The organism is Nocardia sp. CA-119907, assembly GCF_050955995.1.
Taxonomy (GTDB): domain Bacteria; phylum Actinomycetota; class Actinomycetes; order Mycobacteriales; family Mycobacteriaceae; genus Nocardia.
Genome location: NZ_CP192091.1, coordinates 7,234,694 through 7,256,259, shown reverse-complemented (window position 1 = coordinate 7,256,259; position 21,566 = coordinate 7,234,694). Strand labels below are relative to the sequence as shown.

At 66.2% G+C, this 21,566-nt stretch carries 21 protein-coding genes; 12 read left to right on the top strand and 9 right to left on the bottom strand.

The genetic code is table 11. The features are described 5' to 3' along the window. Positions 1-33 precede the first annotated feature (33 nt). Positions 34-696 (bottom strand): TetR/AcrR family transcriptional regulator, encoded by a 663-nt coding sequence (locus ACQP2D_RS32455; RefSeq protein WP_433679717.1) that lies wholly within the window; start codon positions 694-696, stop codon positions 34-36. A 123-nt stretch (positions 697-819) separates the two neighbouring features. Here ACQP2D_RS32455 and ACQP2D_RS32450 point away from each other — a divergent pair, with 123 nt between their 5' ends. The 5 genes from ACQP2D_RS32450 (at position 820) to ACQP2D_RS32430 (ending at position 7,450) form a co-directional block, all read left to right on the top strand. Beyond that, positions 820-1,953 carry a VOC family protein gene (locus tag ACQP2D_RS32450; protein WP_433679715.1) on the top strand — a complete coding sequence of 378 codons (1,134 nt, stop codon included), beginning with the start codon at positions 820-822 and terminating at the stop codon, positions 1,951-1,953. Next, positions 1,950-2,888 carry a fumarylacetoacetate hydrolase family protein gene (locus ACQP2D_RS32445; protein WP_433679714.1) on the top strand — a complete coding sequence of 313 codons (939 nt, stop codon included), beginning with the start codon at positions 1,950-1,952 and terminating at the stop codon, positions 2,886-2,888. Before ACQP2D_RS32450 ends, ACQP2D_RS32445 begins: the two co-directional genes overlap by 4 nt. Beyond that, the gene (locus ACQP2D_RS32440; protein ID WP_433679713.1) at positions 2,885-4,786 is read left to right on the top strand and encodes an acyl-CoA synthetase; all 1,902 of its coding nucleotides are present in this window, start codon (positions 2,885-2,887) and stop codon (positions 4,784-4,786) included. The genes ACQP2D_RS32445 and ACQP2D_RS32440 overlap by 4 nt, the downstream gene beginning before the upstream one ends. A gap of 52 nt (positions 4,787-4,838) precedes the next feature. After that, positions 4,839-6,353 carry a bifunctional 3-(3-hydroxy-phenyl)propionate/3-hydroxycinnamic acid hydroxylase gene (locus ACQP2D_RS32435; RefSeq protein WP_433679712.1) on the top strand — a complete coding sequence of 505 codons (1,515 nt, stop codon included), beginning with the start codon at positions 4,839-4,841 and terminating at the stop codon, positions 6,351-6,353. Positions 6,354-6,517: 164 nt separating this feature from the next. Further along, positions 6,518-7,450, top strand: coding sequence for an alpha/beta fold hydrolase (locus tag ACQP2D_RS32430; RefSeq protein ID WP_433679711.1), 933 nt, complete (start codon positions 6,518-6,520; stop codon positions 7,448-7,450). Positions 7,451-7,584: 134 nt separating this feature from the next. Here the strand turns inward: ACQP2D_RS32430 and ACQP2D_RS32425 are convergent, their stop codons facing one another. After that, positions 7,585-9,087 (bottom strand): class I adenylate-forming enzyme family protein, encoded by a 1,503-nt coding sequence (locus ACQP2D_RS32425; protein ID WP_433679710.1) that lies wholly within the window; start codon positions 9,085-9,087, stop codon positions 7,585-7,587. A gap of 277 nt (positions 9,088-9,364) precedes the next feature. Here ACQP2D_RS32425 and ACQP2D_RS32420 point away from each other — a divergent pair, with 277 nt between their 5' ends. From ACQP2D_RS32420 to ACQP2D_RS32410, 3 genes are all read left to right on the top strand, one after another. Continuing rightward, on the top strand, positions 9,365-10,006 hold the full coding sequence (locus ACQP2D_RS32420; RefSeq protein ID WP_433679709.1) for a TetR/AcrR family transcriptional regulator: 642 nt from the start codon (positions 9,365-9,367) through the stop codon (positions 10,004-10,006). Between the two features lie 175 nt (positions 10,007-10,181). Beyond that, entirely contained in the window at positions 10,182-10,943 is a 762-nt protein-coding gene (gene fabG, locus ACQP2D_RS32415) for a 3-oxoacyl-ACP reductase FabG (RefSeq protein WP_433679708.1), read from the top strand. Between the two features lie 14 nt (positions 10,944-10,957). Next, complete coding sequence (locus ACQP2D_RS32410) at positions 10,958-11,410, top strand: MaoC family dehydratase (RefSeq protein WP_433679707.1); 453 nt, start codon at positions 10,958-10,960, stop codon at positions 11,408-11,410. 67 nt (positions 11,411-11,477) lie between these two features. On the opposite strand, the gene ACQP2D_RS32405 is transcribed toward ACQP2D_RS32410, so the two are convergent. From ACQP2D_RS32405 to ACQP2D_RS32380, 6 genes are all read right to left on the bottom strand, one after another. Then, positions 11,478-12,533, bottom strand: a complete 1,056-nt coding sequence (locus ACQP2D_RS32405) for a phosphotransferase family protein (protein ID WP_433679706.1) — start codon at positions 12,531-12,533, stop codon at positions 11,478-11,480. Between the two features lie 15 nt (positions 12,534-12,548). After that, entirely contained in the window at positions 12,549-13,769 is a 1,221-nt protein-coding gene (locus ACQP2D_RS32400) for an acyl-CoA dehydrogenase family protein (RefSeq protein ID WP_433679705.1), read from the bottom strand. A gap of 58 nt (positions 13,770-13,827) precedes the next feature. Beyond that, positions 13,828-14,460 carry an HAD family hydrolase gene (locus ACQP2D_RS32395; RefSeq protein WP_433679704.1) on the bottom strand — a complete coding sequence of 211 codons (633 nt, stop codon included), beginning with the start codon at positions 14,458-14,460 and terminating at the stop codon, positions 13,828-13,830. After that, positions 14,457-15,266, bottom strand: a complete 810-nt coding sequence (locus ACQP2D_RS32390; protein WP_433679703.1) for an SDR family oxidoreductase — start codon at positions 15,264-15,266, stop codon at positions 14,457-14,459. The genes ACQP2D_RS32395 and ACQP2D_RS32390 overlap by 4 nt, the downstream gene beginning before the upstream one ends. Further along, positions 15,266-15,403 (bottom strand): hypothetical protein, encoded by a 138-nt coding sequence (locus ACQP2D_RS32385; protein WP_433679702.1) that lies wholly within the window; start codon positions 15,401-15,403, stop codon positions 15,266-15,268. Before ACQP2D_RS32385 ends, ACQP2D_RS32390 begins: the two co-directional genes overlap by 1 nt. 181 nt (positions 15,404-15,584) lie before the next feature. Then, complete coding sequence (locus tag ACQP2D_RS32380) at positions 15,585-16,076, bottom strand: MarR family winged helix-turn-helix transcriptional regulator (RefSeq protein WP_433679701.1); 492 nt, start codon at positions 16,074-16,076, stop codon at positions 15,585-15,587. 198 nt (positions 16,077-16,274) lie between these two features. Between ACQP2D_RS32380 and ACQP2D_RS32375 the strand changes: the two genes are divergently transcribed. From ACQP2D_RS32375 to ACQP2D_RS32360, 4 genes are all read left to right on the top strand, one after another. Further along, positions 16,275-16,496 carry a twin-arginine translocation signal domain-containing protein gene (locus ACQP2D_RS32375; RefSeq protein ID WP_433685831.1) on the top strand — a complete coding sequence of 74 codons (222 nt, stop codon included), beginning with the start codon at positions 16,275-16,277 and terminating at the stop codon, positions 16,494-16,496. A 95-nt stretch (positions 16,497-16,591) separates the two neighbouring features. Continuing rightward, on the top strand, positions 16,592-16,753 hold the full coding sequence (locus ACQP2D_RS32370; RefSeq protein WP_433679700.1) for a hypothetical protein: 162 nt from the start codon (positions 16,592-16,594) through the stop codon (positions 16,751-16,753). A gap of 104 nt (positions 16,754-16,857) precedes the next feature. Continuing rightward, positions 16,858-18,111 carry a TetR/AcrR family transcriptional regulator gene (locus ACQP2D_RS32365; RefSeq protein ID WP_433679699.1) on the top strand — a complete coding sequence of 418 codons (1,254 nt, stop codon included), beginning with the start codon at positions 16,858-16,860 and terminating at the stop codon, positions 18,109-18,111. Between the two features lie 155 nt (positions 18,112-18,266). Next, positions 18,267-20,096 carry an acyl-CoA dehydrogenase gene (locus ACQP2D_RS32360; RefSeq protein WP_433679698.1) on the top strand — a complete coding sequence of 610 codons (1,830 nt, stop codon included), beginning with the start codon at positions 18,267-18,269 and terminating at the stop codon, positions 20,094-20,096. Between the two features lie 34 nt (positions 20,097-20,130). On the opposite strand, the gene ACQP2D_RS32355 is transcribed toward ACQP2D_RS32360, so the two are convergent. Next, complete coding sequence (locus ACQP2D_RS32355; RefSeq protein ID WP_433679697.1) at positions 20,131-21,534, bottom strand: wax ester/triacylglycerol synthase family O-acyltransferase; 1,404 nt, start codon at positions 21,532-21,534, stop codon at positions 20,131-20,133. Positions 21,535-21,566: the final 32 nt, after the last annotated feature.

Here is a 21,566-nt window from a genome sequence, read left to right as displayed (position 1 = left end):
AGGAAAGAATCAGCGGCGATTGCGAGTCGGTCGTCAGGCGGCGGTGTCGTTCTGCGGGAGTGTGTCGAGGGGCGGCAGTGGGCGCTGACAGATCTCGTGGGCCTCGGCGGCCGGTAGGCCGAACATGCGCAGCAGATCCTCGGCGACCTGATCGGTGGCCGCGGCGTCGTCTCGGTCGGCCTGGTCGTGCAGTAGCTGGCCGAGGCAGATCGCGGCGCCCGCGACAATGGTCATGGCCAGCTCCACATCCTGAACCTGGAATCGGCCGACACGGGTCGCGGCCTCGATATCGCGACTCGCTCGCGGGGCGAGGCCTCGGTCCGAGCGGATCAGGGCCAGTCCATTGCTGAGCAGCACCTTGGAGAGCGTGGGATTGCGGCGGTGCAGCCGACCGGTGAGTCGGAAGCTCTGCGCGAAGACCTGGGCGGGATCGTCCAGGTTCTCGCACAACAGATCCAGCGCGGCGCCGTGCCGGTCCAGTGCCTCCTCGATCGCGGCCTGGAACAGCTCCTCCCGGCTCTGGAAGTGGTTGTAGAACGACCCCATTCCGACATCGGCCGCCTGGGTGATCTCCAGGATCGGCGCGTTCAGCTTCCCGGCCGCGATGAACGACTGCGCGGCGGTGACCAACGCGGCGCGGGTCCGCGCCTTGCGCCGATCCAAGCGGTTGGGTTCTACGCGAGTCTTATCGGCCATCTCTCTCCCCGGATCTGCGGACGACCAGCATAGCTCGTCCGGTCAGTATTGACGAATTCTTCAGAATGCTTGACTGACGCGATGTTCTTGAGTGACGATATCGTCAGTAGAAGGGAGGGTCCGATGACCGACCAGCACGACCCGCATGCGGGTCTGCACAGCGCGCAGGGCGCTCGGCCCGGTGAACATCCGGGGCGGGCGCGGAATCCGATCGTCAAGGTGCACGACCTGGCCTGGTTGGAGTTCGAGAAACCGGACCTCGATGGTGCCGAAATCTTCGCTCGCGCATTCGGATTCACGACATCGCTGCGCACTGCCGAGGAGTTGCAGCTGCGCGGCACCGGTGCGGGGTCGCCCTGCGTGCGCATTCGCCGGGGTACCCGCTCGCGGTTCCTCGGCCCGGCGTTCCGGGCGGCCGATGCCGCCGATCTGGTGCGCTTGGCGGAAGCGGCCGGTGCGAAGGTGCTGCCGCTGACCGACAGTCTGGGCGGACTGGTGGTGGATCTGACCGACCCCAGCGGCCTGCGGGTCCGGGTTGTCGCCGAGACGCGGGTACTGGACGCCTTGCCGGACCAGGAGCCGCACATCTTCAACTTCGGGCACAAGCTGGAGCGGGTGAACGGCACGCAGCGGCCGCCGCGCGAGCCCGCCCTGGTGCAGCGGCTCGGACATCTCGTCGTGCAGACGACCAGATATCGGGAAACGCTGGACTGGTACCTCGAGCACCTCGGTTTGATAGTCAGCGACTTCCTCTACTACTCGGGGCAGCGCGAGCGCGGGCCGGTGATGAGCTTCATCCGCTGTGATCAGGGCACAGTGCCGACCGACCACCACACCCTGGCGCTGACGCTCGGTCCGTCCAACCGATATGTCCACTCGGCCTATCAGGTGGCCGATCTGGATGCGCTCGCCGCCGGTGGCGAGTATCTGCGCGAGCACGGATACCACCGATCGTGGGGGATCGGCCGCCATATCCAGGGCAGCCAGATCTTCGACTACTGGCGCGATCCGGACGGGTTCATGGTCGAGCATTTCAGTGACGGCGACATGTTCGACTGCACCGTCGAGCCGGGGTGGGCGCCGATGAGCGCGTCCGGACTTTCCCAGTGGGGGCCGCCGGTCACCAAGGACTTCCTCGGCATCACGCCCGGCCGGGAATCGGTGCGTGAACTGCGCGCGATCGTCGACGCGCTGCGCGAGGACAACGAATTCGATATCCGCCGCCTGCGCGGCCTGCTGAAAGTAGCCAATTCATGACTGTCTCCATACTTCGCACCGCGGACGCCTGGTGGGTGCAGACATCAGGCGGTGCCGTTCGCATCGAGACCGCGGCGACCACGACCGGTGCGCTGCTGGCCGACCGTCGGGCGATCGCCGCCGCGGCGGCAAGCTCCGATCTTGTTGCCGTCGAAAGCCTTTCGCTGGTTTCGCCGGTCACCGCGCCGTGTCGGGTGGTGGCGCAGATGACGAATTTCGTCTCGCATGTGACGGACTCGGGTATGGACCCGAAGACCGTGCCGCTGACCTTCTTTAGGAAGGCCTCCGGATCGATCAGTGGCCCCTACGACGACGTGGTGCGGCCCGCGCATGTGAAGCTGCTGGACTACGAGGTGGAGATCGGGCTCGTCGTCGGCCGCGCGATGCCGGTCGGCACCGAGATCAGCGCCGACAACCTCGCCGACTACATCGCCGGACTCGTCGTCACCAACGATGTGTCCGCACGTGATGTCCAGCTGCCGAAAACCCAGTTCTACGAGGCGAAGTCGTATCCGACGTTCACCCCGGTCGGTCCGGCGCTGGTGCTGCTCGACGCCGACGAGCTGAAGCGGTTCACCGATCTGCGGCTGCGGCTGTGGGTCAATGGCCAGGTGCGCCAGGATATGACGGTCGCGGACATGATCTACCGGCCGGTGCAAACCCTGCGCGAACTGACCCGATTCCAGCGCATGGACACGGGCGATCTGCTGCTCACCGGAACCCCGGTCGGCACGGCGATCAGCGCCCCGCCCAAGCCGGTGCAGTTCATCGCCAACCTGCTGCCAGCGGCGGTGAAATGGAAGCTGTTCTTCGACGGGCAGGCCAAGAATCCGAAGTATTTGCGGGAGGGTGACGTGGTGGAGGCCGCGATCGGCACCGATGACAGCACGATCGATCTGGGCCGCCAGCGCACCGTGGTGAGGTACGCCCGATGACCGAGCAGGTGGTGACCGAAAACCCGCTGTGGCCGCGCTATGAGTCGCCCGGCGACCTGCCCGATATCGAATCCGTGCCACTGGCCGAGCGCGGACTGCCGGAATCGACCTACGCCCTGCTGACGCGGGCCGCGAGTCGGTGGCCGGAGCGTATCGCGCTGACGGTGCTGCCCGAGGCCGCGCGGTGGCGGGAACCGGTGCGGTGCACCTACTCTCAGCTGCTCGCCGATGTCCACCGATATGCGAATCTGCTGCACGAACTCGGTGTTCGCCGCGCCTGCGCGGTCGCGCTGATCGCGCCCAACTGCGCCGAGTTGATCCCGGCGACGCTGGCCGCCCAATTGGCCGGTGTCGCCGCGCCGATCAATGGCGGCCTGTCGCGCAAGCACATCGCCGAACTGCTGCGCCGTTCCGGTGCGCGGATCCTGATTGCCGCCGGCCCCGAACTCGCTACTGCCACTTGGGAATCCGCGCGGGAACTGGCGGATGACGGGTTGGTCGACGCGCTGCTGGTGCTGCGCCCGACCGCATCGGCCGCCGCCGAGCCGCTGCCACCGATCGACGGAGTTCGGATCGGCTATCTGGATGAGCTTGCGGCGGAACATGATTCGACATTCTTCGCCGGACAGCCACCGACTTCCACGGAGTTGGCGGCACTGTTCCACACCGGCGGTACCACCGGAACACCGAAGCTCGCCGCCCACACCCATGCGGGCGAGGTCGCCAATGCCTGGATGATCGCCGCCAATTCGCTGATCGACGAGGACGGGGTGGTATTCGCGGCGCTGCCGCTGTTCCACGTCAACGCGCTGATCGTCACGCTGCTCGCGCCATTGTTCAAGGGGCAGTCGGTGGTCTGGGCCGGACCGCTCGGCTACCGCGACTTCGCCCTGTACGGGGAGTTCTGGAAGATCATCGAGCACTATCGAATCGCCGCGATGAGCGCGGTGCCCACCGTATACGCGGTACTGGCCCAATGCCCGGTCGATGCCGATATCTCCAGTCTGCGCTATGCGATGGTCGGCGCATCGCCGCTGCCGTCGGCGGTACGGGCGAGCTTCCAAACCCATACCGGAGTCACCCTGGTCGAGGGGTACGGCCTGACCGAAGCGACATGTGCGAGCGCGCGCAGCTTTCCCGATCGGCCGCGGCCGGGTGCGGTGGGGCAGCGCATGCCCTACCAGCACGTCAAGGTAGTCCGCATCCGCGAGGACGGTGGCTGGGATGAGCTGCCATCCGGCGCGACCGGTGTGCTGGCCATCAGCGGCCCAACCGTTTTCGCTGGCTACGTGATCGGCCGCACCGACGGCGACCATGTGCTGGACGGGCTCGGGAAGCTGGTCGACGGCTGGCTCGACACCGGGGATCTGGCCCGCATCGACGCCGACGGCTTCATCCACTTGCAGGGCCGCGCCAAGGACCTGATCATCCGCGGCGGGCACAATATCGATCCCGCGATCATCGAAGACGCACTGCTCGCGCACCCCCAGGTGACCGCCGCGGGCGCGGTCGGCCGCCCCGATGTGCACTCCGGCGAGGTGCCCGCGGCCTACGTCACCCTGGTCCCCGATGCCACCGCCACCGAGGCCGACCTGTTGGTCTGGGCGAGCGAACAGGTACCCGAGCGGACCGCCGCGCCGAAATCCGTTGTCGTGCTGGATGCGCTGCCGGTCACCGACGTCGGCAAACCGTACAAGCTGGGGTTGCGCGCCGATGCGACCCGGCGTGAACTCCGCGATGCCCTGGGCGGGGTTCCCGGTGTCCACAGCATTGCCGCGGTTGTCGACGATGGTTCGGTTCTCGCGACCGTCGAACTGGACGCCGCCGCGGATGCGCGGGCGGTGGAGCAGATTCTCGGTCGGTATGCGATCGCGTCGAAAGTTGTTGTGCGTCAATGAGAATTGCGGATGCGGGACGGTGGGCGTCGGTCGGGTTGTGCGGAGCGGAATCATGAACGGCGAGGTCGTCCCGATCGTCATAGTCGGCGCGGGCCCGACCGGTCTCACCGCGGCCACCTTGCTGGCGGGCTACGGCATCGAGTCGGTGGTGCTGGAACGCTGGGAAGGGGTCTTCCCGCAGCCGCGTGCGGTCCATCTCGACGGCGAGATCCGCCGGATCCTAGCGCGGCTCGGTGTCGGTGCCGATTTCGACGCCATCACCAGACCGGCCCTCGGCCTGCGCCTGGTCGACCGGAAGATGCGGATGCTCGCCCAATTCGATCGCGACCCGGCGGGCGGGCGCAACGGCTATCCGGAGGCCAATCTCTTCGATCAGCCGGAACTGGAAGCGATTCTGCGTGCCAACCTGGTCCGGCATCCGCAGGTCCGGCTCCGCGGCAATGTCGAGGTCGGCCGCCTTGTCGAGGAAGCCGATTGCGTCCGAGTGGATTTCACCGACCGGATCACCGGCGCGGTAGAGGCGGTGCGGGCGCGGTACGTGCTCGGCTGCGATGGCGCCAACAGCCTGGTGCGCACCGCCATCGGCGCGCATATGCGGGATCTGAAGTTCGAACAGCGCTGGCTCGTCGTCGATATCACCACCGCCGCCGAACTCGACCAGTGGGAAGGCGTGCACCAGGTCTGCGATCCGGTGCGCGCGGCCACCTACATGCGCATCGGAAAGACCCGCTACCGCTGGGAATTCCGGCTCCGGCCGGGCGAGACCGCCGCCGACTATCCGGATATCGCACGGCTGCATCCGCTGATCCGGCCGTGGACCGCCGATACCGCGGCCGAGGACCTCGAACTCGTCCGGGTGGCCGAATACACCTTCCGCGCCCAACTGGCCGATCGCTGGCGGCAGCGGCGGATATTCATCCTGGGAGATGCCGCGCATCTCACCCCGCCGTTCATCGGGCAGGGCATGGGCGCCGGGCTGCGCGATGCGGCCAACCTCACCTGGAAGCTCGCCGGTGTGCTGCACGGCGAACTATCCGACAGTGTGCTCGATAGCTACGAATCCGAGCGAAAGCCCCATGCGCGGGCCATGATTCGCCTGGCCAAACTGATCGGCACGACCATGACCGATGGCGGCGAATTCGGCAATCGCCTGCGCCGCCTGCTCGCACCTCATCTGCACCGCGTTCCCGGCCTGACCGGCCTGGTCACCAGCGGGGAAAGCCCACGGCTGCACCGGTCGGAACTGATCGCACCACATCGCCTTTACCGCACACCTGCTGGCCGATTCGTCCCGAACCCCACCCTCGAGAACGGCCGCCGACTCGACGACCACATCGCCGACCGCTTCGCGATCATCACCTCGACGATCCCATCCCCGCAGCACCGAGCGCTCATCGAACAGCGCGGCGCCGCGCTTGTGATCACCCACCCCGGCACCGACCTGCATCGTTGGCTACGTCGAATGCACAGTCGAGCCGTGCTCATCCGCCCCGATGGCACGGTACTGGGCAACGCGCGCACGGTGTCCGCCCTCTGCACCGCACTGCCGCTTCCGCGCCGTCAGTAGGTACCGGCGCACATCGAGTGTGGCGGGACCACACTGGGAGATCGCCAGTGCGGTTCCGCCACGATGCAACGGCTCTCGACGTGCCGGACCTGGAAGTTGAATTCGACGTCAGAATCAAATACGGTATCGGGGCCACACTGCCGCGGTACACGAGGTGATCCGAGATGGACGCACGCAATCTACTGGATGAATGGCTGCGACTCGGCAGCCGTCAGGTCGCGACGAATGGGATCGAGTTGCGCGTCGTCGAACACGGCGACGGACCCGCCGTTGTGTTCGTCCACGGCTTTCCGGAACTCGGATTCTCCTGGCGCCACCAGGTCTTCGCATTCGCCGAGGCCGGTTTCCGGACGCTGACCCCGGATATGCGCGGATACGGCGGCAGCTCCCGCCCCGACCGGATCGAGGACTACGACATCGCCACGCTGTGCGCTGATCTCGTCGGTGTGCTCGACGATGCCGGTATCGAGGACGCGATCTTCGTCGGCCATGACTGGGGTGCCTCGGTGGTCTGGCAGCTGGCCGTTCGGCACCCGGATCGAGTGCGGGCCGTCGCGGGGCTGAGTGTTCCGGCCACGCCGCGCTCGGCGGCACCACCACTGCCGATACTGCGGTCCCGGCTGGGCGAGGACTTCTACATGTGCTGGTTCCAGGAACCGGGCATCGCCGACGCGGCACTCGCATCGGACGTGCGCCGCACCCTGCTGCAGGACGACGTCGTCAGCGTCAGAGATCTGCTGACCGGCACCGGTTCGGAGATGGTCGCGCCGACCTGGCTGAGTGAGGCCGAACTCGGCTACTACATCGAAACTTTCACGACCACCGGATTCACCGGCGGGCTGAACTACTACCGCAACCTCGACCGCAACTGGGAGCTGGCCGCGCATCTAGCCGATGCGAAGATCCACCAGCCGACGCTGTTCATCGCCGGATCGCAAGACGCGGTCATCCGGTTCACTCCGACCAGCAAGATGACCTCCGTGCTATCCGACCTGCGGGCCTCGATCGTCCTGGACGGGGCGGGACACTGGATCCAACAGGAACGCGCGGCCGAAGTCAGTGCCGCTCTGATCGACTTCGCCCGCGGCCTCGACTGAGTCGTCGAGGCCTACCGCACCTCGGCCTGGATGGCCTGGCGATAGCGCGCCGACAGCACGGCCGGGAAGCCTCTGTCATCAGCAGGGCTCTGGTTCGCTCGAGTCGGCGTTGCCGGTCGCGGTGGGTACTGCTGTCAACGGGATGCTTTGTCTGTGAACAGGTTCGGATCGATAGCGCGCTTGAGGATCTTGCCGGTGGCGCCCTTGGGCAGCTGATCGGTGAAGGCGAACCGGTGCGGCACCTTGTAGGCCGACAGCCGCTCCTTGGCCCAGGACCGCAGTTGCTCGGGTTCGAGTTCGACGCCGGGTGTTGCGGCCACGACCGCGCAGACCTCCTCGCCGTATCGGTCGTCGGCAATGCCGATCACCGCCACTTCGACAATGTCTGGATGCTGGTACAGCACCTCCTCGACCTCGCGTGGGTACACGTTGTACCCACCGCGAATGATGAGATCCTTTGCGCGGTCGACGATGTAGACATAGCCGTCGGCATCGACGCGGCCCAGATCGCCGGTCTTCAACCAGCCGTCGGGCAATTCGGCGGCGGTGGCATCGGGCCGATTCCAGTAGCCCTTCATGATGCTCGGGCCGCGCACGAAGATTTCGCCGACGGTGTCGGCGGGCACCGCCTTTCCGTCGGGGTCGCGAACCTCGATCGATGTCCCGGGCAGGGCGGCGCCCACCGATCCAACTCGCTGTTCGCGATCCGCAGGGTTGTACGTGGCCGCACCGGTGGATTCGGTGAGCCCGTAGCCCTCGAGGATGGTGGCGCCGAAGCGGTCCGAGAATGCCCGGATCACCTCACCGGGCAGTGACGCGCCGCCCGACGCCGCTAGCCGCAAGCTCGCGAAGTCCGCTGCGCTGTAGTCACCGGTGGCGTGCAGCATGGCATTCCACATGGTCGGAACTCCGGAGACGTGGGTCAGCCGCTGATCGCGGATCAGCTCGATCATGGCCCGCGGTTCGAACGGGGTCACCATGGCGAAGGATGCGCCCGCGTGCAGCGTGGTCACCAGGCACACCGCCTGCCCGAAGACGTGGAACAGCGGCAGCCCGGTGCCGAAGCGATCCTGCGGGCCGAGCTGCAACTGATCGGTGAAGATTCGGGCGGTCTCGGTGAGATTGGCGACGGTGAGCTCGACGCCCTTCGGTTTGCCGGTGGTGCCCGAGGTGTAGAGCAGCACCGCGGTGTCGTCGGCGCCGCGGTGCACCGGTTCGGTGACGGGACTGTTCGCCTCCGCGTGCGCGCCGGGCTCGAGCACCAGTAACGGCAGATTCCGTTCGGTGGCCGCCTGCTGGGCGGCATCGCGCGCGCTGTGCCATGCGATGGCCATCCGCGCGCCGGAATCATCCAGTACGTAACCGATTTCTGGCACGGTGGCCATGGTGTTCATGGTGATGGTGATGGCGCCGATGAGCTGCGCGCCCAGATACGCGACGACGAATTCGGCGACGGTGGGCGCCACCAGCAGCACCCGGTCGCCGGTGGCGATACCGGCTTCGCGGAGTTGACCGCCATAGGCCGCGCTGCGGCGGGCCAGTTCGCCGTAGGAGATGTGGGCGTCCGCGGTCAGCAGCGCGGTGGCCTCGGGGCGTTCGGCGGCGTGTTGCCAGAAGCGGTCGGCGACATTGGTCACGGTGTCTCCCTGTCGGGTCGTTTCCGCTGATCCGATGCTGCCGGGGCAGCCGGATTCGCAGGCATGGCCTTCTCCCGATCCAGAGATGGGAGAACTCTGATGTGACGCAGGCCACGTCAGTGCGACGGAACGCTACTTGAATTCGGCGTCATGTTCAATACTCGAGGCGTTGCTCCTGGTCGACCTCCCGTGCTTGCGGTGCGGCGCGGGATCGGGGGAGCGGCGCACGCTGTTACGATCCACCACGTCAGCGAGCCCGACGACAGCGAGTGAGACGGTGAACGCCCAGGAAGCCATCGAGGACCAGTCCGGTCGGGTGCCCCCGCGTAGCAAGCGGGGCATGCGCACCCGGACCGCGCTGGTGATCGCGGCGCGCGAGGTGTTCGAACGGGACGGCTTCCTCGATGCCAGGATCAGTGACATCTCCAAGGAGGCCGGGGTCGCGTCCGGATCGTTCTACACCTACTTCGACAGCAAGGAAGAGATCTTCGCCGCGGTTGTCGAGCAGGTGCGCGAGGAGATGTTGCACCCGCACATTCGAGAGCGGGTCGGCATCGATGACCCGCGGGAGCTGATCTCCGCCGCCAATCGCGAGTATCTGCAGTCGTATCGGCGCAATGCGCGGCTGATGGCCGTGCTCGAGCAGGTGTCGAAGATCGACGAGAAGTTCCGGGTGCTGCGATTCGAGCGTGCGATGGCCTTCGTCGAGCGCAATGCGGAGATGATCCGGAATCTGCAGGAGCGCGGCCTGGTCGATGCCGAACTGGATGCCGCGATCACCTCGCAGGCGCTGTCGAGCATGGTGAGCCGCATGGCCTATTTCGTATTCGTCGAGGGGCAGAAGATCTCCTTCGAAAAGCTGGTGAAAACGCTGAATCAACTGTGGTTCAACGCTCTTCAGTTGAAGGAAGTTCGCTGATATCGGCCGCCTTCGAGGGCCGCATTCTCGTCGTCGGTTTCGCGGGCGGGCAGATCCAGTCCACCGCGCTCGATCGCGCCCTGGTGAAGAACCATTCGATCGTCGGTCTGCGCTGCGGTCCGTACCGCGGCAAGGATCTTTCGGTGCCAACCGAATTCGACAAGGGAGAACCGTAATGAGCAGTGAGACAACCCGCACCGCCATCGTGACCGGCGCCGCGCGCGGCATCGGAGCGGCCGCCGCACGGCGGCTGGCGGCCGATGGATTCGCCGTCGCCGTCCTGGATCTCGAGGAAGAGGCGGGCAAAGCCGTTGTCGCCGAGATCGAATCGGCCGGCGGCCGGGCGCTCGCGGTGGGCGGGAACGTCGGTGACGAGCAGGCGGTCGCCGCGGCGGTCGAGCGGGTCGCCGCCGAACTGGGCGCGCCGACCGTCCTGGTGAACAATGCGGGCATCATCCGCGACAACATGCTGTACAAGATGACCGTCGACGACTGGGACACGGTCATGAACGTGCACCTGCGCGGGTCCTTCCTGATGAGCCGCGCGGTGCAGAAGTACATGACCGAGGCGCGCTGGGGCCGCATCGTCAATCTGTCCAGCACCTCCGCGCTCGGCAACCGCGGCCAGGCCAACTACGCGGCGGCCAAGGCCGGATTGCAGGGGTTCACCAAGACTCTCGCGATCGAACTCGGCAAATTCGGGGTGACGGTCAATGCCATCGCGCCGGGCTTCATCGAGACCGAGATGACCGCCGCGACGGCCGAGCGCATGGGTGTTTCGTTCGAGGAGTTCAGCAAGACCCTGGTGGCGCGGATTCCGGTGGGCCGCGTCGGCAAGCCCGAGGATATCGCGCATACGGTGTCGTTCTTCGTCAGCGAGGGCGCGTCGTATGTCACCGGGCAGGTGCTCTACGTCGCCGGCGCGCCGACGGTCTGAGCGTGGGTGCGAATATGAAGGTATTCAATGGAATCGGCGAACTCGAGCAGGCCGTCGGCACCCATCTCGGCTACAGCGAGTGGCACACCGTGACTCAGGAGCAGATCGACCTGTTCGCCGCGGCGACCGGTGACCACCAGTGGATCCATGTCGATCCGGAGCGGGCCGCGCAGGGACCGTTCGGCACCACCATCGCGCACGGGTACCTGACGCTGTCGCTGTTGCCGCTGCTGGTCTCGCAGGTGTATCGCGTCGACGGGCTGAAGATGGGAATCAACTACGGCTGCAACAAGGTTCGCTTCCCGTCGCCGGTGCCCTCCGGTAGTCGGGTGCGGGCGGGAGTGGAGCTGGCGGAGATCAGGCCGACCAATACGGGGTTCCAGGTGACGGCCCGGGTGACCATCGAACGCGAGGGTGGCGATAAGCCCGCCTGCATTGCCGAGGCGCTGTCGGTTCTCGTGCCCTGAGGAACCTGAATATGCGAAACAGCCTGTCCCCCTGACGATATGGGCAGGGGGACAGGCCCGGATCGGCTCAGAATCCGGCTTCGGTGGCGACCCGGTCGGCGGTGTCGACGAGTCCGTCGATCAGATCCGTGGTCGGGGTACCCGCCATGGCGCGGTTGCGGGGGTCGTCGAGGGCGCGGCGGAACACACCTTCGGCGATGATCGCGAGTTTCCACAGGCCGAGGGCATGCCAGAAGCCGAGTGCGCGGCGGTCACGTCCGGTGATCGCGATATACTCCTCGACCAGTTCCGCACGTGACGGAAACCTTGGGAGAGTGCACATTTCGGTACCCGGGATGGCGGCTTCGCCGGGCATCGGCCAGTAGGCGAGCAGGCTGCCGATATCGGCGAGCGGATCGCCGAGGGTGCACAGTTCCCAGTCGAGTACCGCGGCGATCGCACCCGTATCCGGTGTGGTGATCACATTGCGGAGGTTGTAATCGCCGTGCACGAGCGCGAGTTCGCGCTGTTCGGGAACGGCGGCTCGGAGCCGTTCGGTGAGGCGGTCCACTAGCGGCAGGTCCCGGGTTTTCGACTTCTCCCACTGTGCCGACCACCGTTTGAGCTGTCGCTCGGCATACGGTTTGTGACTGGCGAGGTCGATCAGCGCGGTGGCTTCCAGGTCGACGGCGTGGATTCGGGCCAGCGTGCGCACCAGTGACAGCCCGGCGCTGCGGCGCAGGTCGGGGGTGAGTTGTTCGGCGGTCTCGACCCCGTCGATGACCAGCCCGTCCACGAATTCCATGAGGACGAGCTCGATATCGCCCTCGCGTCGGACATCGTGCACTCGCGGCACCGGGACATCGGTGGGTGCCAGGGCCGACATGACGCGGGCCTCCCGCGCCACATCGTGCGCCGAGGCGAGCAGGTGGCCCAGCGGCGGACGCCGCAATACCCAGCGCCGCCCCTCGGCATCGGTGATCAGGAAGGTCAGATTGGACTGGCCGATGCCGACCCGCTCGGCCCGCACCGGAGCGGTGCAGGCCGAACCGAGTCCGGACACCCAGTCCGCGAACGCGGCCGAATCGATATCGAAGCCCGTCGCGTCCGCGGTGGGCCGAATGAGTTCGCTGCTCGTCTGCATTCGTTCCTATCCGTTCTACGCCCCGCTGGCCCTGAACTTACCGAGTTCGGCGTGCGCGATGGTCCGTTTGTGCACTTCGTCCGGTCCGTCGGCGAGACGCAGGGTGCGCAGGTGCGCGTACATGCTGGCGAGCGGGAAGTCGTCGGTGACACCGGCCCCGCCGTGCACCTGGATCGCCCGGTCCACGATCCGCAGCGCCATCTCCGGCGCGGCGATCTTGATCGCGGCGATCTCGGTCCGGGCCGCCTTATTGCCCACCGTATCCATCATCCAGGCGGCCTTGAGGGTCAGCAGCCGGGCCTGTTCGATATCGATGCGGGCCTCGGCGATCCAGTCCTGGATATTGGCGCGTTCACTGAGCTTCTGCCCGAACGTGATTCGAGCTTCGGCGCGGGCGCACATCAGCTCCAGCGCGCGTTCGGCCATGCCGATGGCACGCATGCAGTGGTGGATGCGGCCCGGACCCAGTCGGGCCTGGCTGATGGCGAAACCCTCGCCCTCGCCCTTCAGTACATCGGTGACGGGGACCCGCACATCGGCGAAGTCGATCTCGGCGTGGCCCTCACGATCGGCGTAGCCGAACACCGGAAGATTGCGCATGACCGTGACGCCGGGCGCGTCGATGGGCAGCACCATCATCGACTGCTGCCGGTGCTTGGGCGCGTCCGGATCGGTCTTGCCCATCACGATCAGCACCTTGCAGTTCTTGTGCAGGGCGTTGGAGGCGAACCACTTGCGGCCGTTGAGCACGTAGTGGTCGCCATCGCGCACCATGCTCAGCTGGATATTGGTGGCATCGGAGCTGGCCACGGCGGGCTCGGTCATGGCGAACGCGGAGCGGATGGTGCCCGCGAGCAGCGGTTCCAGCCAGCGCTCCCGGTGCTCCTGGGTGCCGAAGAGGGTGAGCACCTCCATATTGCCGGTATCGGGGGCGGAGCAGTTGCAAGCCTCCGGCGCCAGATGCGCGCTGCGGCCCATGATCTCGGCCAGCGGGGCGTACTCCAGGTTGGTCAGGCCCGGACCCCATTCGGGATGCGGATGGAAGAGGTTCCAGAGGCCGCGGGCGCGGGCCTCGGTCTTGAGTTCTTCGATGATCTGGGGATGGTGGTGCGGATCGCCGGACGCGGCCATCTGCTTCTCGTACACCGCTTCGGCGGGGTAGACGCATTCGTCCATGAAGGCGAGCAGGTCGCGCTGATATTTCTGGGCGCGGTCGGATGTTGTGAACAGATCCATCGAGGCTCCGATCGTCGGTGCGAGCTGTCGAAAGAGACTGCGCCGCAAGGTGGGTGGGTCAGTTGAGGTTTCGTTCCCGCGGCTGCAGTGTGGGCCACAGCCGGGCGGCCGTCGATTCGGCGTCGCGGTGCACGATGCCGCCGAGTCCGAGCAGTTCGGCCGCGGTGATGTTCTGCTCGAGGTCGTCGACCATGATGGTCTGCTCCGGTGCGACGCCGAGTCGTTCGCAGCCGATGAGATAGGCCCGGTGGGACGGTTTGCGGACGCCGATATCCGCGGAGATGGTCACCGCGTCGAACATGGTCGGCAGGTCGAAGCCCGCATAACAGTCGTCGCCGAGTGAATTCGACAGCAGCCCAACGCGATAGCCCGCCGCACGGACATCGGCGACCAGTCGGATCATCGCCGGGTCGGGATGCAGCCGGGACTGGATGCGATCGATCAGGCCCACGGCCCCGATATCGGCGCCGTGCGCGCGCAGTCGCCGCGCGAACCCCTCTTCGAACGCACGCTGACCGATGCGGCCCTCTTCGTGATCCACCAGCAGCGCACTGCTTTCCGGATCACGGGTGAGCAGCCGCAGCGGCAGCCGCGAATCGCCCAGTTCCGTACCGAATTCGGCGAAGGCGGCGAGCACGGCCGTGGTGAGCACCCCGCCGAAATCGAACAGCACAGCGATGCGCCCGTTCATGCCAGCGACCTCCGGTAGCGCTGCATGCCCGCGATCCACCGGTCGTGATCGGAAACCTTGCGGTGCAGGAATTCTCGGACCTCCGCATGCGGCAATACGAGGAACTGTTCGGCCTCGACCGCCTCGATCACCCGATCGGCCACGTCGAGGGGGCGCAGCACGGACCCGGCTCCGGTGACGGCCCGGGTGGCGAGGTCGCCGACGGATCCGCCATCGGCGCCGAGTCCGGTGAGCATGGCGGTATCGACCCCCATCGGGCACAGGCAGCTGACGCGTACCCCGCGGTCCCCATAGGTCACCGCCAGCCATTCGGCGAATCCGACCGCGCCGTGCTTGGAGACCGTGTAGGTGGCCGAACCGATCTGGGTGAGCAGTCCTGCCGCCGACGCGGTGCTCACGAAGTAGCCGCCGCCGCGCTCCAGCCAGTCGGGAACGAGCAACCGCGCCGCCCGCACATGGGCCATGACATTCACCTGCAGCGCCTGCTCCCACTGCGCGTCGCTGGCGTCGAGTCCGGGGCCGCCGCCGACGCCGGCATTGGCGAAGAACATGTCCACCGGACCGAATTCGCTGGTGGCCGTGCCGATGAGCTTGCGGAGATCGGCTTCGGCCGCGGCGTCGGCGGCCAGTCCGTACACCGCTCCCGCGAAGTCGGCGCTCAGGCGGCGTGTGGTCGCCGCGAGCCGATCGGCGTCGCGGTCGGTGATCAGCACCCGGGCGCCGTGTTCGAGCAGACGTTGCGCGATGGCCGCGCCGATGCCGCCAGCGGCGCCGGTGACGATCGCGACCGCGTTCCCTACCTGCATCAGTTCTCCTCAGCAGTCCGTCGGACCAGCAGCTGCCCACTGCCGGGATCGGGGACATCCGTGGTCACGATACGGAAATCGGATGGTGTGGGTTCCCCGGTGGGACGGGCCACCAGATGTACCTCTCGGCTCTTCACGGCCAGAAACCTCCATGCTCATGCGTGACGACCAGGGTGTCCGTCCGGAGCGGACCGAGCCCCGGTATTGCTCCGACATTAATTGAAGTTGACGTCGGATTCAATTCCTGTTCGGTCGGCCAGCGAGTTGCCGCTGCGATCGGTGGAGTTCGCGAACCCGTAGTACACGCCACGGACCGACCTACAGCTGATATCCCTCGATATCGATGATGCCGGAATGTTCCTCTCCGCCGGCCGTGCTGAAGGCGGTGAGGGCGCGGACCAGCCCGGAGCGGTCGGCGGCGGGCATCCGCGCCACCACGGCGGCGATCTCGCGGCGGCGGCGGGCGGTGACCGCCGCGACGACCTCGCGGCCGCGGTCGGTCAGTTCGACGATCAGTTCGCGCCGGGAGTGCGGGTTGGTTTGGCGGTCGAGCAGTCCGGCGATGACGAGGCGGTCGACCATCCGGGTTGCGGTGGACGGCTGCACATTCAGCTGCCCCGCCAGGGTCGCGACCTTCGACGGGCCGCCGGTCGACAGGATCACCAGCGTGCGGAATTGCGGGATGGTGATCGTCTCGTCGACGTGGGCGATCGACCGTGCCGACATGGCGACGAGGAGTCGCGAGGCGGTCAGCAGGGCGTCGGTGATCTCGTCGACGGATTCCTCGGCCACCGCATCCCTTCGTGTCATGACTTCCTCCGTGGCTAGCGGTGCCGATATCCCTCCATCCTGCCGTCCGCTCGAAACGATCGCGCATTCGCATCGCCGTCCCTGGGCGTTTCACAGAATCCATGTAGATGACAACTGTTGCAGACTGCTTGAATCAGGAGTGGCAACTGTTAGCCTCGTCACGCTTGATCGAATGGTCGGAAACATGCGGAGTTGGACGTGGTCGACATGTGCGAAAAACCCTCCGCCACAGGTGGTTTCGCCACCGATGACCCCAACGCTCCCGCCGAGGAGGATGAGAAGTTGACAGAGAACACCCACGAAGGCGCAAACTCGAGGCGCGGCTTCATCGCTGGCGCGACCGCGGCGGGCATCGCCGCCATCCTGGCCCCCGCCTTCCCGAGGCGGCGGCGGATCCCTCATCCGATCAGATCAAGCTGACGTGCGCCCTCCGGCGTAGGCCGGACCTGTCGCCCGCCCAGTTCTACGACTACTGGCTGAACCACTGCGGGCCGTTTGCCGTCGAGCAGATCAAGGTGCTCGGTGGCTACCGCTACGTCCAAAGCCACATGATCGCCGCGCCCGCCACACCAGCCGGAATCCAGGCCAACCAACTGCTCACCGAGGACGAGAAGAACTTCATCGACCTGCCCCGGTCGTCGTTCTTCCTGACCAAGGAGCACGTGCTGCTCGGCTGAGGAGGACCGTTCCGACCGGTCACCCGGATGCTCGTCGAACAGTTGCACCACGCTGTCCGGGCGCGCTCGCTCGGAGGTCCGAGCGGTGCTGGACACTGGACGCGATGGACGGTGATGTGAGGCGCGGCGAAGTGGGATCAGTGCGGCGGCGACCGGCGGATCGGCGCCAATCGATACTACGGGCGGCGACGGCGGCGTTCGCGCGGAATGGCTACCACGCGACCTCGATGGCCGATGTCGCCGCTGAGGTCGGGATTTCTTCGGCGGCGCTGTACCGCCATTTTCGCGGCAAGCAGGAGTTGCTGGGCCAGTCCTTGCTGTCCGGTCTCGAATCGGTGCTGTCCCGGTTGGCGATCGCGCAGGTCACCGGGTCGGATTCGGTGCTCAGCGCACTGACAACGGCATGTTTGGAGCTGCGGGGGCTGCCGAGGCTGTGGCAGCTCGAGGTGCGTAATCTGGCTGCCGCGGATCGGGTCGCGGTGCTGGCCCGAGTGGTGCGGCTGAACGGCTTCCTGCGCACGGCGATCCGGGACCGCCGACCAGATCTGGGCGCCGACGATATCGAGTTTCTGGGGTGGTGCGTGCTATCGGTCGCGGTGAGCCCCTCCTACCACCGGGTCCAGCTTCCGGAAGCGACCTTCGTGCGAGTGCTGGACACCATCGTCGGCGCGGTCGTCGCCGCGGAGTTTCCGGCAGTCGGCGACCAGGTGACTGCCTTTCCCGGCGGGCGCCGACGGGATCGTCGGACCGTTGCCGACACTGTCGACCCAACGCTGCGCACCGAACGGATGATCAGCGCTGCGGCACGACTGTTCAACACCTACGGCTATGGGGCAGTCGGAATCGAGGACATCGGCGCCGCGGTCGGGGTCTCGGGTCCGGCTCTGTATCACCACTTCGCCAGCAAAGTAGATCTGCTGAACGAGATCGTCGATCGCAATGAACAGTGGATTCGCCTCTACACGTCTCGTGCGATGGCGGAAGCGGATACCCCGAGTGACGCGCTGCGCGGCCTGCTGCGGTATTTCGTGCGATTCGCCATCCGCGAGCCGGACCTGCTCGGGACCACGCTCAGCGAGGTCGGCCATCTTCCTCGTGAGCAGGCGAGCAGATACCGGCGCGCACATCGTGGCGGCATCGTGCAGTGGGTGCGGATGCTGCAGGTCGTGCGGCCCGCTATGTCGGCGGACGCGGCGCGGGTACAGATCCAGGCAATGACCTGCATCGTGATCGATGCCGTCCGCAACCCGCGTCTGACCGGCAGAAATGACCTGGCCGCTGTTCTGGTCGAGGTCGGAGATCGTGTTGTGTTCGCTGACACTTCGTCCAGCATCGATCAGCAGCTTAGTAGGCATTAACTTCTAAGTGTTGAAGCCAGGTATGTGTTCTGGCTCGCCTTGCATGATCGTTTAGTCGCCGATAACTTATCCCTCGGTGGAGCGGGCCCGGCTCCGTCGGTTCACATCGAACTCGACGGAGCTGTCGGCGACTTACGGAGTGGAAAGGGCACCTGGTGGGGCACTACAAGAGCAATGTGCGTGATCTGGAGTTCAACCTGTTCGAGGTGCTCGGGTTGGACACGATCCTGGGGACGGGCGACTTCGGCGACCTGGACGGCGACACCGTCCGATCGATGTTGGCCGAGGCGGCGCGGCAGGCCGAGGGTCCGCTGGCGGCATCATTCGCCGATGCCGACCGCAATCCGCCGACCTTCGATTCGACGACACACTCTGTGCGACTGCCGGATTCGCTGAAGCAGTCGATTCGCGCATGGCGCGACGGCGAGTGGTTTCGGGTCGGACTCGATGAAGCCATCGGCGGGGTGAAGGCGCCGGCGGTGCTGAAATGGGCGATCAACGAGTTCGTGCTCGGCGCGCAGCCCGCTGCCTACATGTACCTGTCGGGCCCGACGATGGCACATATCGTCAATGCGGTCGGAGACGATCAGCAGAAGCACTGGGCATCGATGGCGGTCGATCTGAACTGGGGAGCCACGATGGTGCTCACCGAGCCGGATGCTGGCTCGGATGTCGGATCGGGCCGCACCAGGGCCATCCAGCAAGACGACGGCTCGTGGCATATCGAGGGTGTGAAGCGGTTCATCACATCCGCCGATTCCGACGACCTGTTCGACAACATCATCCACCAGGTGCTGGCCCGTCCCGAAGGTGCGGGACCGGGGACCAAGGGGTTGAGCCTGTTCCTGGTGCCCAAATACCTGTTCGATCCGCAGACCGGCGAGCGGGGTGAACGCAACGGCGTCTTCGTGACGAATGTCGAGCACAAGATGGGCCTGAAGGCCTCGGCGACTTGTGAACTCACCTTCGGAGCCAATGGGACCGCGGCCAAGGGCTGGCTGGTGGGCGGTGTGCACAACGGTATTGCGCAGATGTTCAAGGTGATCGAGGAGGCCCGCATGATGGTGGGCACCAAAGCCATCGCGACGCTGTCGAGCGGATATCTCAATGCCCTGGACTATGCCAAGCAGCGGGTCCAGGGCGCGGACCTGGCGGCGATGGCCGACAAGAACGCTGCGCGCGTCACCATCACCCATCACCCGGACGTGCGACGCAGCCTGATGATGCAGAAGGCCTATGCGGAAGGCCTGCGTGCGGTCTATCTCTACACCGCGGCGCACCAGGATCTCGAAGTGGCTCGAGCGGTGTCAGGCTCCGACGCGGACCTGGCAGCACGAGTGAACGATCTGCTGCTTCCGATCGTGAAGGGTGTCGGGTCCGAGCGAGCCTACGAGATGCTCACGGAGTCGCTGCAGACATTGGGCGGATCCGGATACCTGCAGGACTACCCGCTCGAGCAATACATCCGGGACTCCAAGATCGATTCCCTCTATGAGGGCACAACGGCAATTCAGGCGCAGGACTTCTTCTTCCGTAAGATCGCCCGCGACCAAGGCGTCGCCCTCACTCACCTGTGCGCACAGATTCAGCAGACGATCGATGCCGACGCGGGCAATGGTCGCATGAAGGCCGAGAAGGCGCTGCTCGCGACGGCCCTCGAGGACATACAGTCCATGGTCGCCAGCCTCACGCAATCTCTGTTCGCCGCGCAGCAGCAGCCCACCGAGCTCTACAAGATCGGTCTGGGCTCGGTGCGACTCCTGCTCGCGGTCGGCGACCTGCTGATCGCGTGGCGCCTGCTGGTCGGTGCCGAAACAGCCTTGGCGGCAATGGATTCCGGTAGCGCAGATACGGCGTTCTATCAGGGCAAGGTGGCCGCTGCATCGTTCTTCGCGGCGAATGTACTGCCCCGACTGAGCGCGGACCGGAGCGTAATCGCGGATCTCGACATCGACCTGATGCAGCTCGACGAGGCCGCCTTCTGACGTGTCATCGCCGATGAGCTCTCCGGCGCGATGGTCACGCGGGTCGGGATAGGTCCGCAACCGCAGTGGCGTGGCGGATCTCGAGTTCCTCGAATGCCTCTTCGGCGTAGCGGGTCAGCAGCTGGACTCGGGGAAGGGCCGTGGGGCATGCGGTGAAGCCGAGGTTGAGCCGACCGGCGTACGACACCGCGGTGATATTGAGTGCCTCGCCTTTGAACAGCAGCGACAGGGGGTAGAGCCCGACCATTCGCGCCCCGGCGAGATAGCGGGACCGAGATGGTCCCGGCACATTCGAGATGATGAGGTTGAACATCGGCGCCGAAACGTCGACGGCACCGGACACGACCTGCCGGATGGTGTGCGGTGCCATGGCGAGTACCGCATAGGGGACCAGGGCCGCATGCGGCAGGGCGGCCTGATGCTCCTTCGCCGCGGTCGTGGAGCGGGAGATCGTCAGCAGTCGAGCGCCGGGATCGGCTCGGTCGGTGGCCAGGTCGGCGAACATGATGCCGATCGAACTGTCCGCCGATGAGCCTTCCGGCGCCGCGATCGAAACCGGGCAGCCTGCTATCAGCGGCTTGTCGGGTAGGCCATCGATATCGAGCAGGTACCGACGCAGTGCGGTGGAGCAGGCGGTGAGCACGATGTCGTTGAGGCTCGTTCCGCTGGCCTTCGAGAGATCTTTGATCGTGCCCAGGTCGATCGAAGCGGTGCAGACTTCCCGTCGCGAACCGACGCCGACATTGAGCGGGGATCGCGGGGCGGCAAAGGGGCTGGTCAGTGCCGAGTTCGTCGGACGCGCACGGTAGAGCGTGCCGACTGCGCGCAAAGCGGCGAACAGCACTCTCGCCCGGCTGGGACGTGCTGCCCGTGCCCGGCCGTCGCTGGCGGTCGGCTGTGGTCGCGGACGGCCGATGGTCCATACCGGGGTCAGCGCGGTCGCGTCGGCATCGGTTGCCAGCGACCGGCCGAGCAGGCGGACCGCGTCGACCCCATTGATCACTGCGTGATGGGCCTTGAGATAGACGGCGAATCGGTTGCCGGGCAGTCCTGCGATGACATGGACCTCCCATGGCGGCCGTCGCATATCGAGTCGATTCGACTGCAAGCGTGAAATGAGTTGTGCCAGTGCGGTTTCGCCATCGGTCCCGGATAGGGCGTGGTGTCGCAGGTGGCGATCGATATCGATATCGTCGGCCCGTTCGCGCCGGGCTCGCCGCGGGAACCGGCGCATGCGGATCACCGCCCGGAAGCGGGGATCGACATCGGTTCGCTTCCGGAAGCCCGCCACTACTCGTTGCGCTGCCGCCGACGCCGACTCGTCGTCCGGCTCGAAGATCGCCAGCGCCGCGACGTGCATCGGCGTCTCGGATGAATCGAGCCAAACCCAGAAAGAATCGTCGATCGGGAGATGCTTGCGTGTTTCCCTGCGCCCCACAGTGTTCCCCTTTGTGCGCTCATGTGCTCGAT

Coding starts and splice junctions, on each gene's coding strand:
- ACQP2D_RS32455 (WP_433679717.1), bottom strand. CDS start 696: ATGGCCGATAAGACTCGCGTAGAACCCAACCGCTTGGATCGGCGCAAG.
- ACQP2D_RS32450 (WP_433679715.1), top strand. CDS start 820: ATGACCGACCAGCACGACCCGCATGCGGGTCTGCACAGCGCGCAGGGC.
- ACQP2D_RS32445 (WP_433679714.1), top strand. CDS start 1,950: ATGACTGTCTCCATACTTCGCACCGCGGACGCCTGGTGGGTGCAGACA.
- ACQP2D_RS32440 (WP_433679713.1), top strand. CDS start 2,885: ATGACCGAGCAGGTGGTGACCGAAAACCCGCTGTGGCCGCGCTATGAG.
- ACQP2D_RS32435 (WP_433679712.1), top strand. CDS start 4,839: ATGAACGGCGAGGTCGTCCCGATCGTCATAGTCGGCGCGGGCCCGACC.
- ACQP2D_RS32430 (WP_433679711.1), top strand. CDS start 6,518: ATGGACGCACGCAATCTACTGGATGAATGGCTGCGACTCGGCAGCCGT.
- fabG (WP_433679708.1), top strand. CDS start 10,182: ATGAGCAGTGAGACAACCCGCACCGCCATCGTGACCGGCGCCGCGCGC.
- ACQP2D_RS32410 (WP_433679707.1), top strand. CDS start 10,958: ATGAAGGTATTCAATGGAATCGGCGAACTCGAGCAGGCCGTCGGCACC.
- ACQP2D_RS32405 (WP_433679706.1), bottom strand. CDS start 12,533: ATGCAGACGAGCAGCGAACTCATTCGGCCCACCGCGGACGCGACGGGC.
- ACQP2D_RS32400 (WP_433679705.1), bottom strand. CDS start 13,769: ATGGATCTGTTCACAACATCCGACCGCGCCCAGAAATATCAGCGCGAC.
- ACQP2D_RS32395 (WP_433679704.1), bottom strand. CDS start 14,460: ATGAACGGGCGCATCGCTGTGCTGTTCGATTTCGGCGGGGTGCTCACC.
- ACQP2D_RS32390 (WP_433679703.1), bottom strand. CDS start 15,266: ATGCAGGTAGGGAACGCGGTCGCGATCGTCACCGGCGCCGCTGGCGGC.
- ACQP2D_RS32380 (WP_433679701.1), bottom strand. CDS start 16,076: ATGACACGAAGGGATGCGGTGGCCGAGGAATCCGTCGACGAGATCACC.
- ACQP2D_RS32365 (WP_433679699.1), top strand. CDS start 16,858: ATGGACGGTGATGTGAGGCGCGGCGAAGTGGGATCAGTGCGGCGGCGA.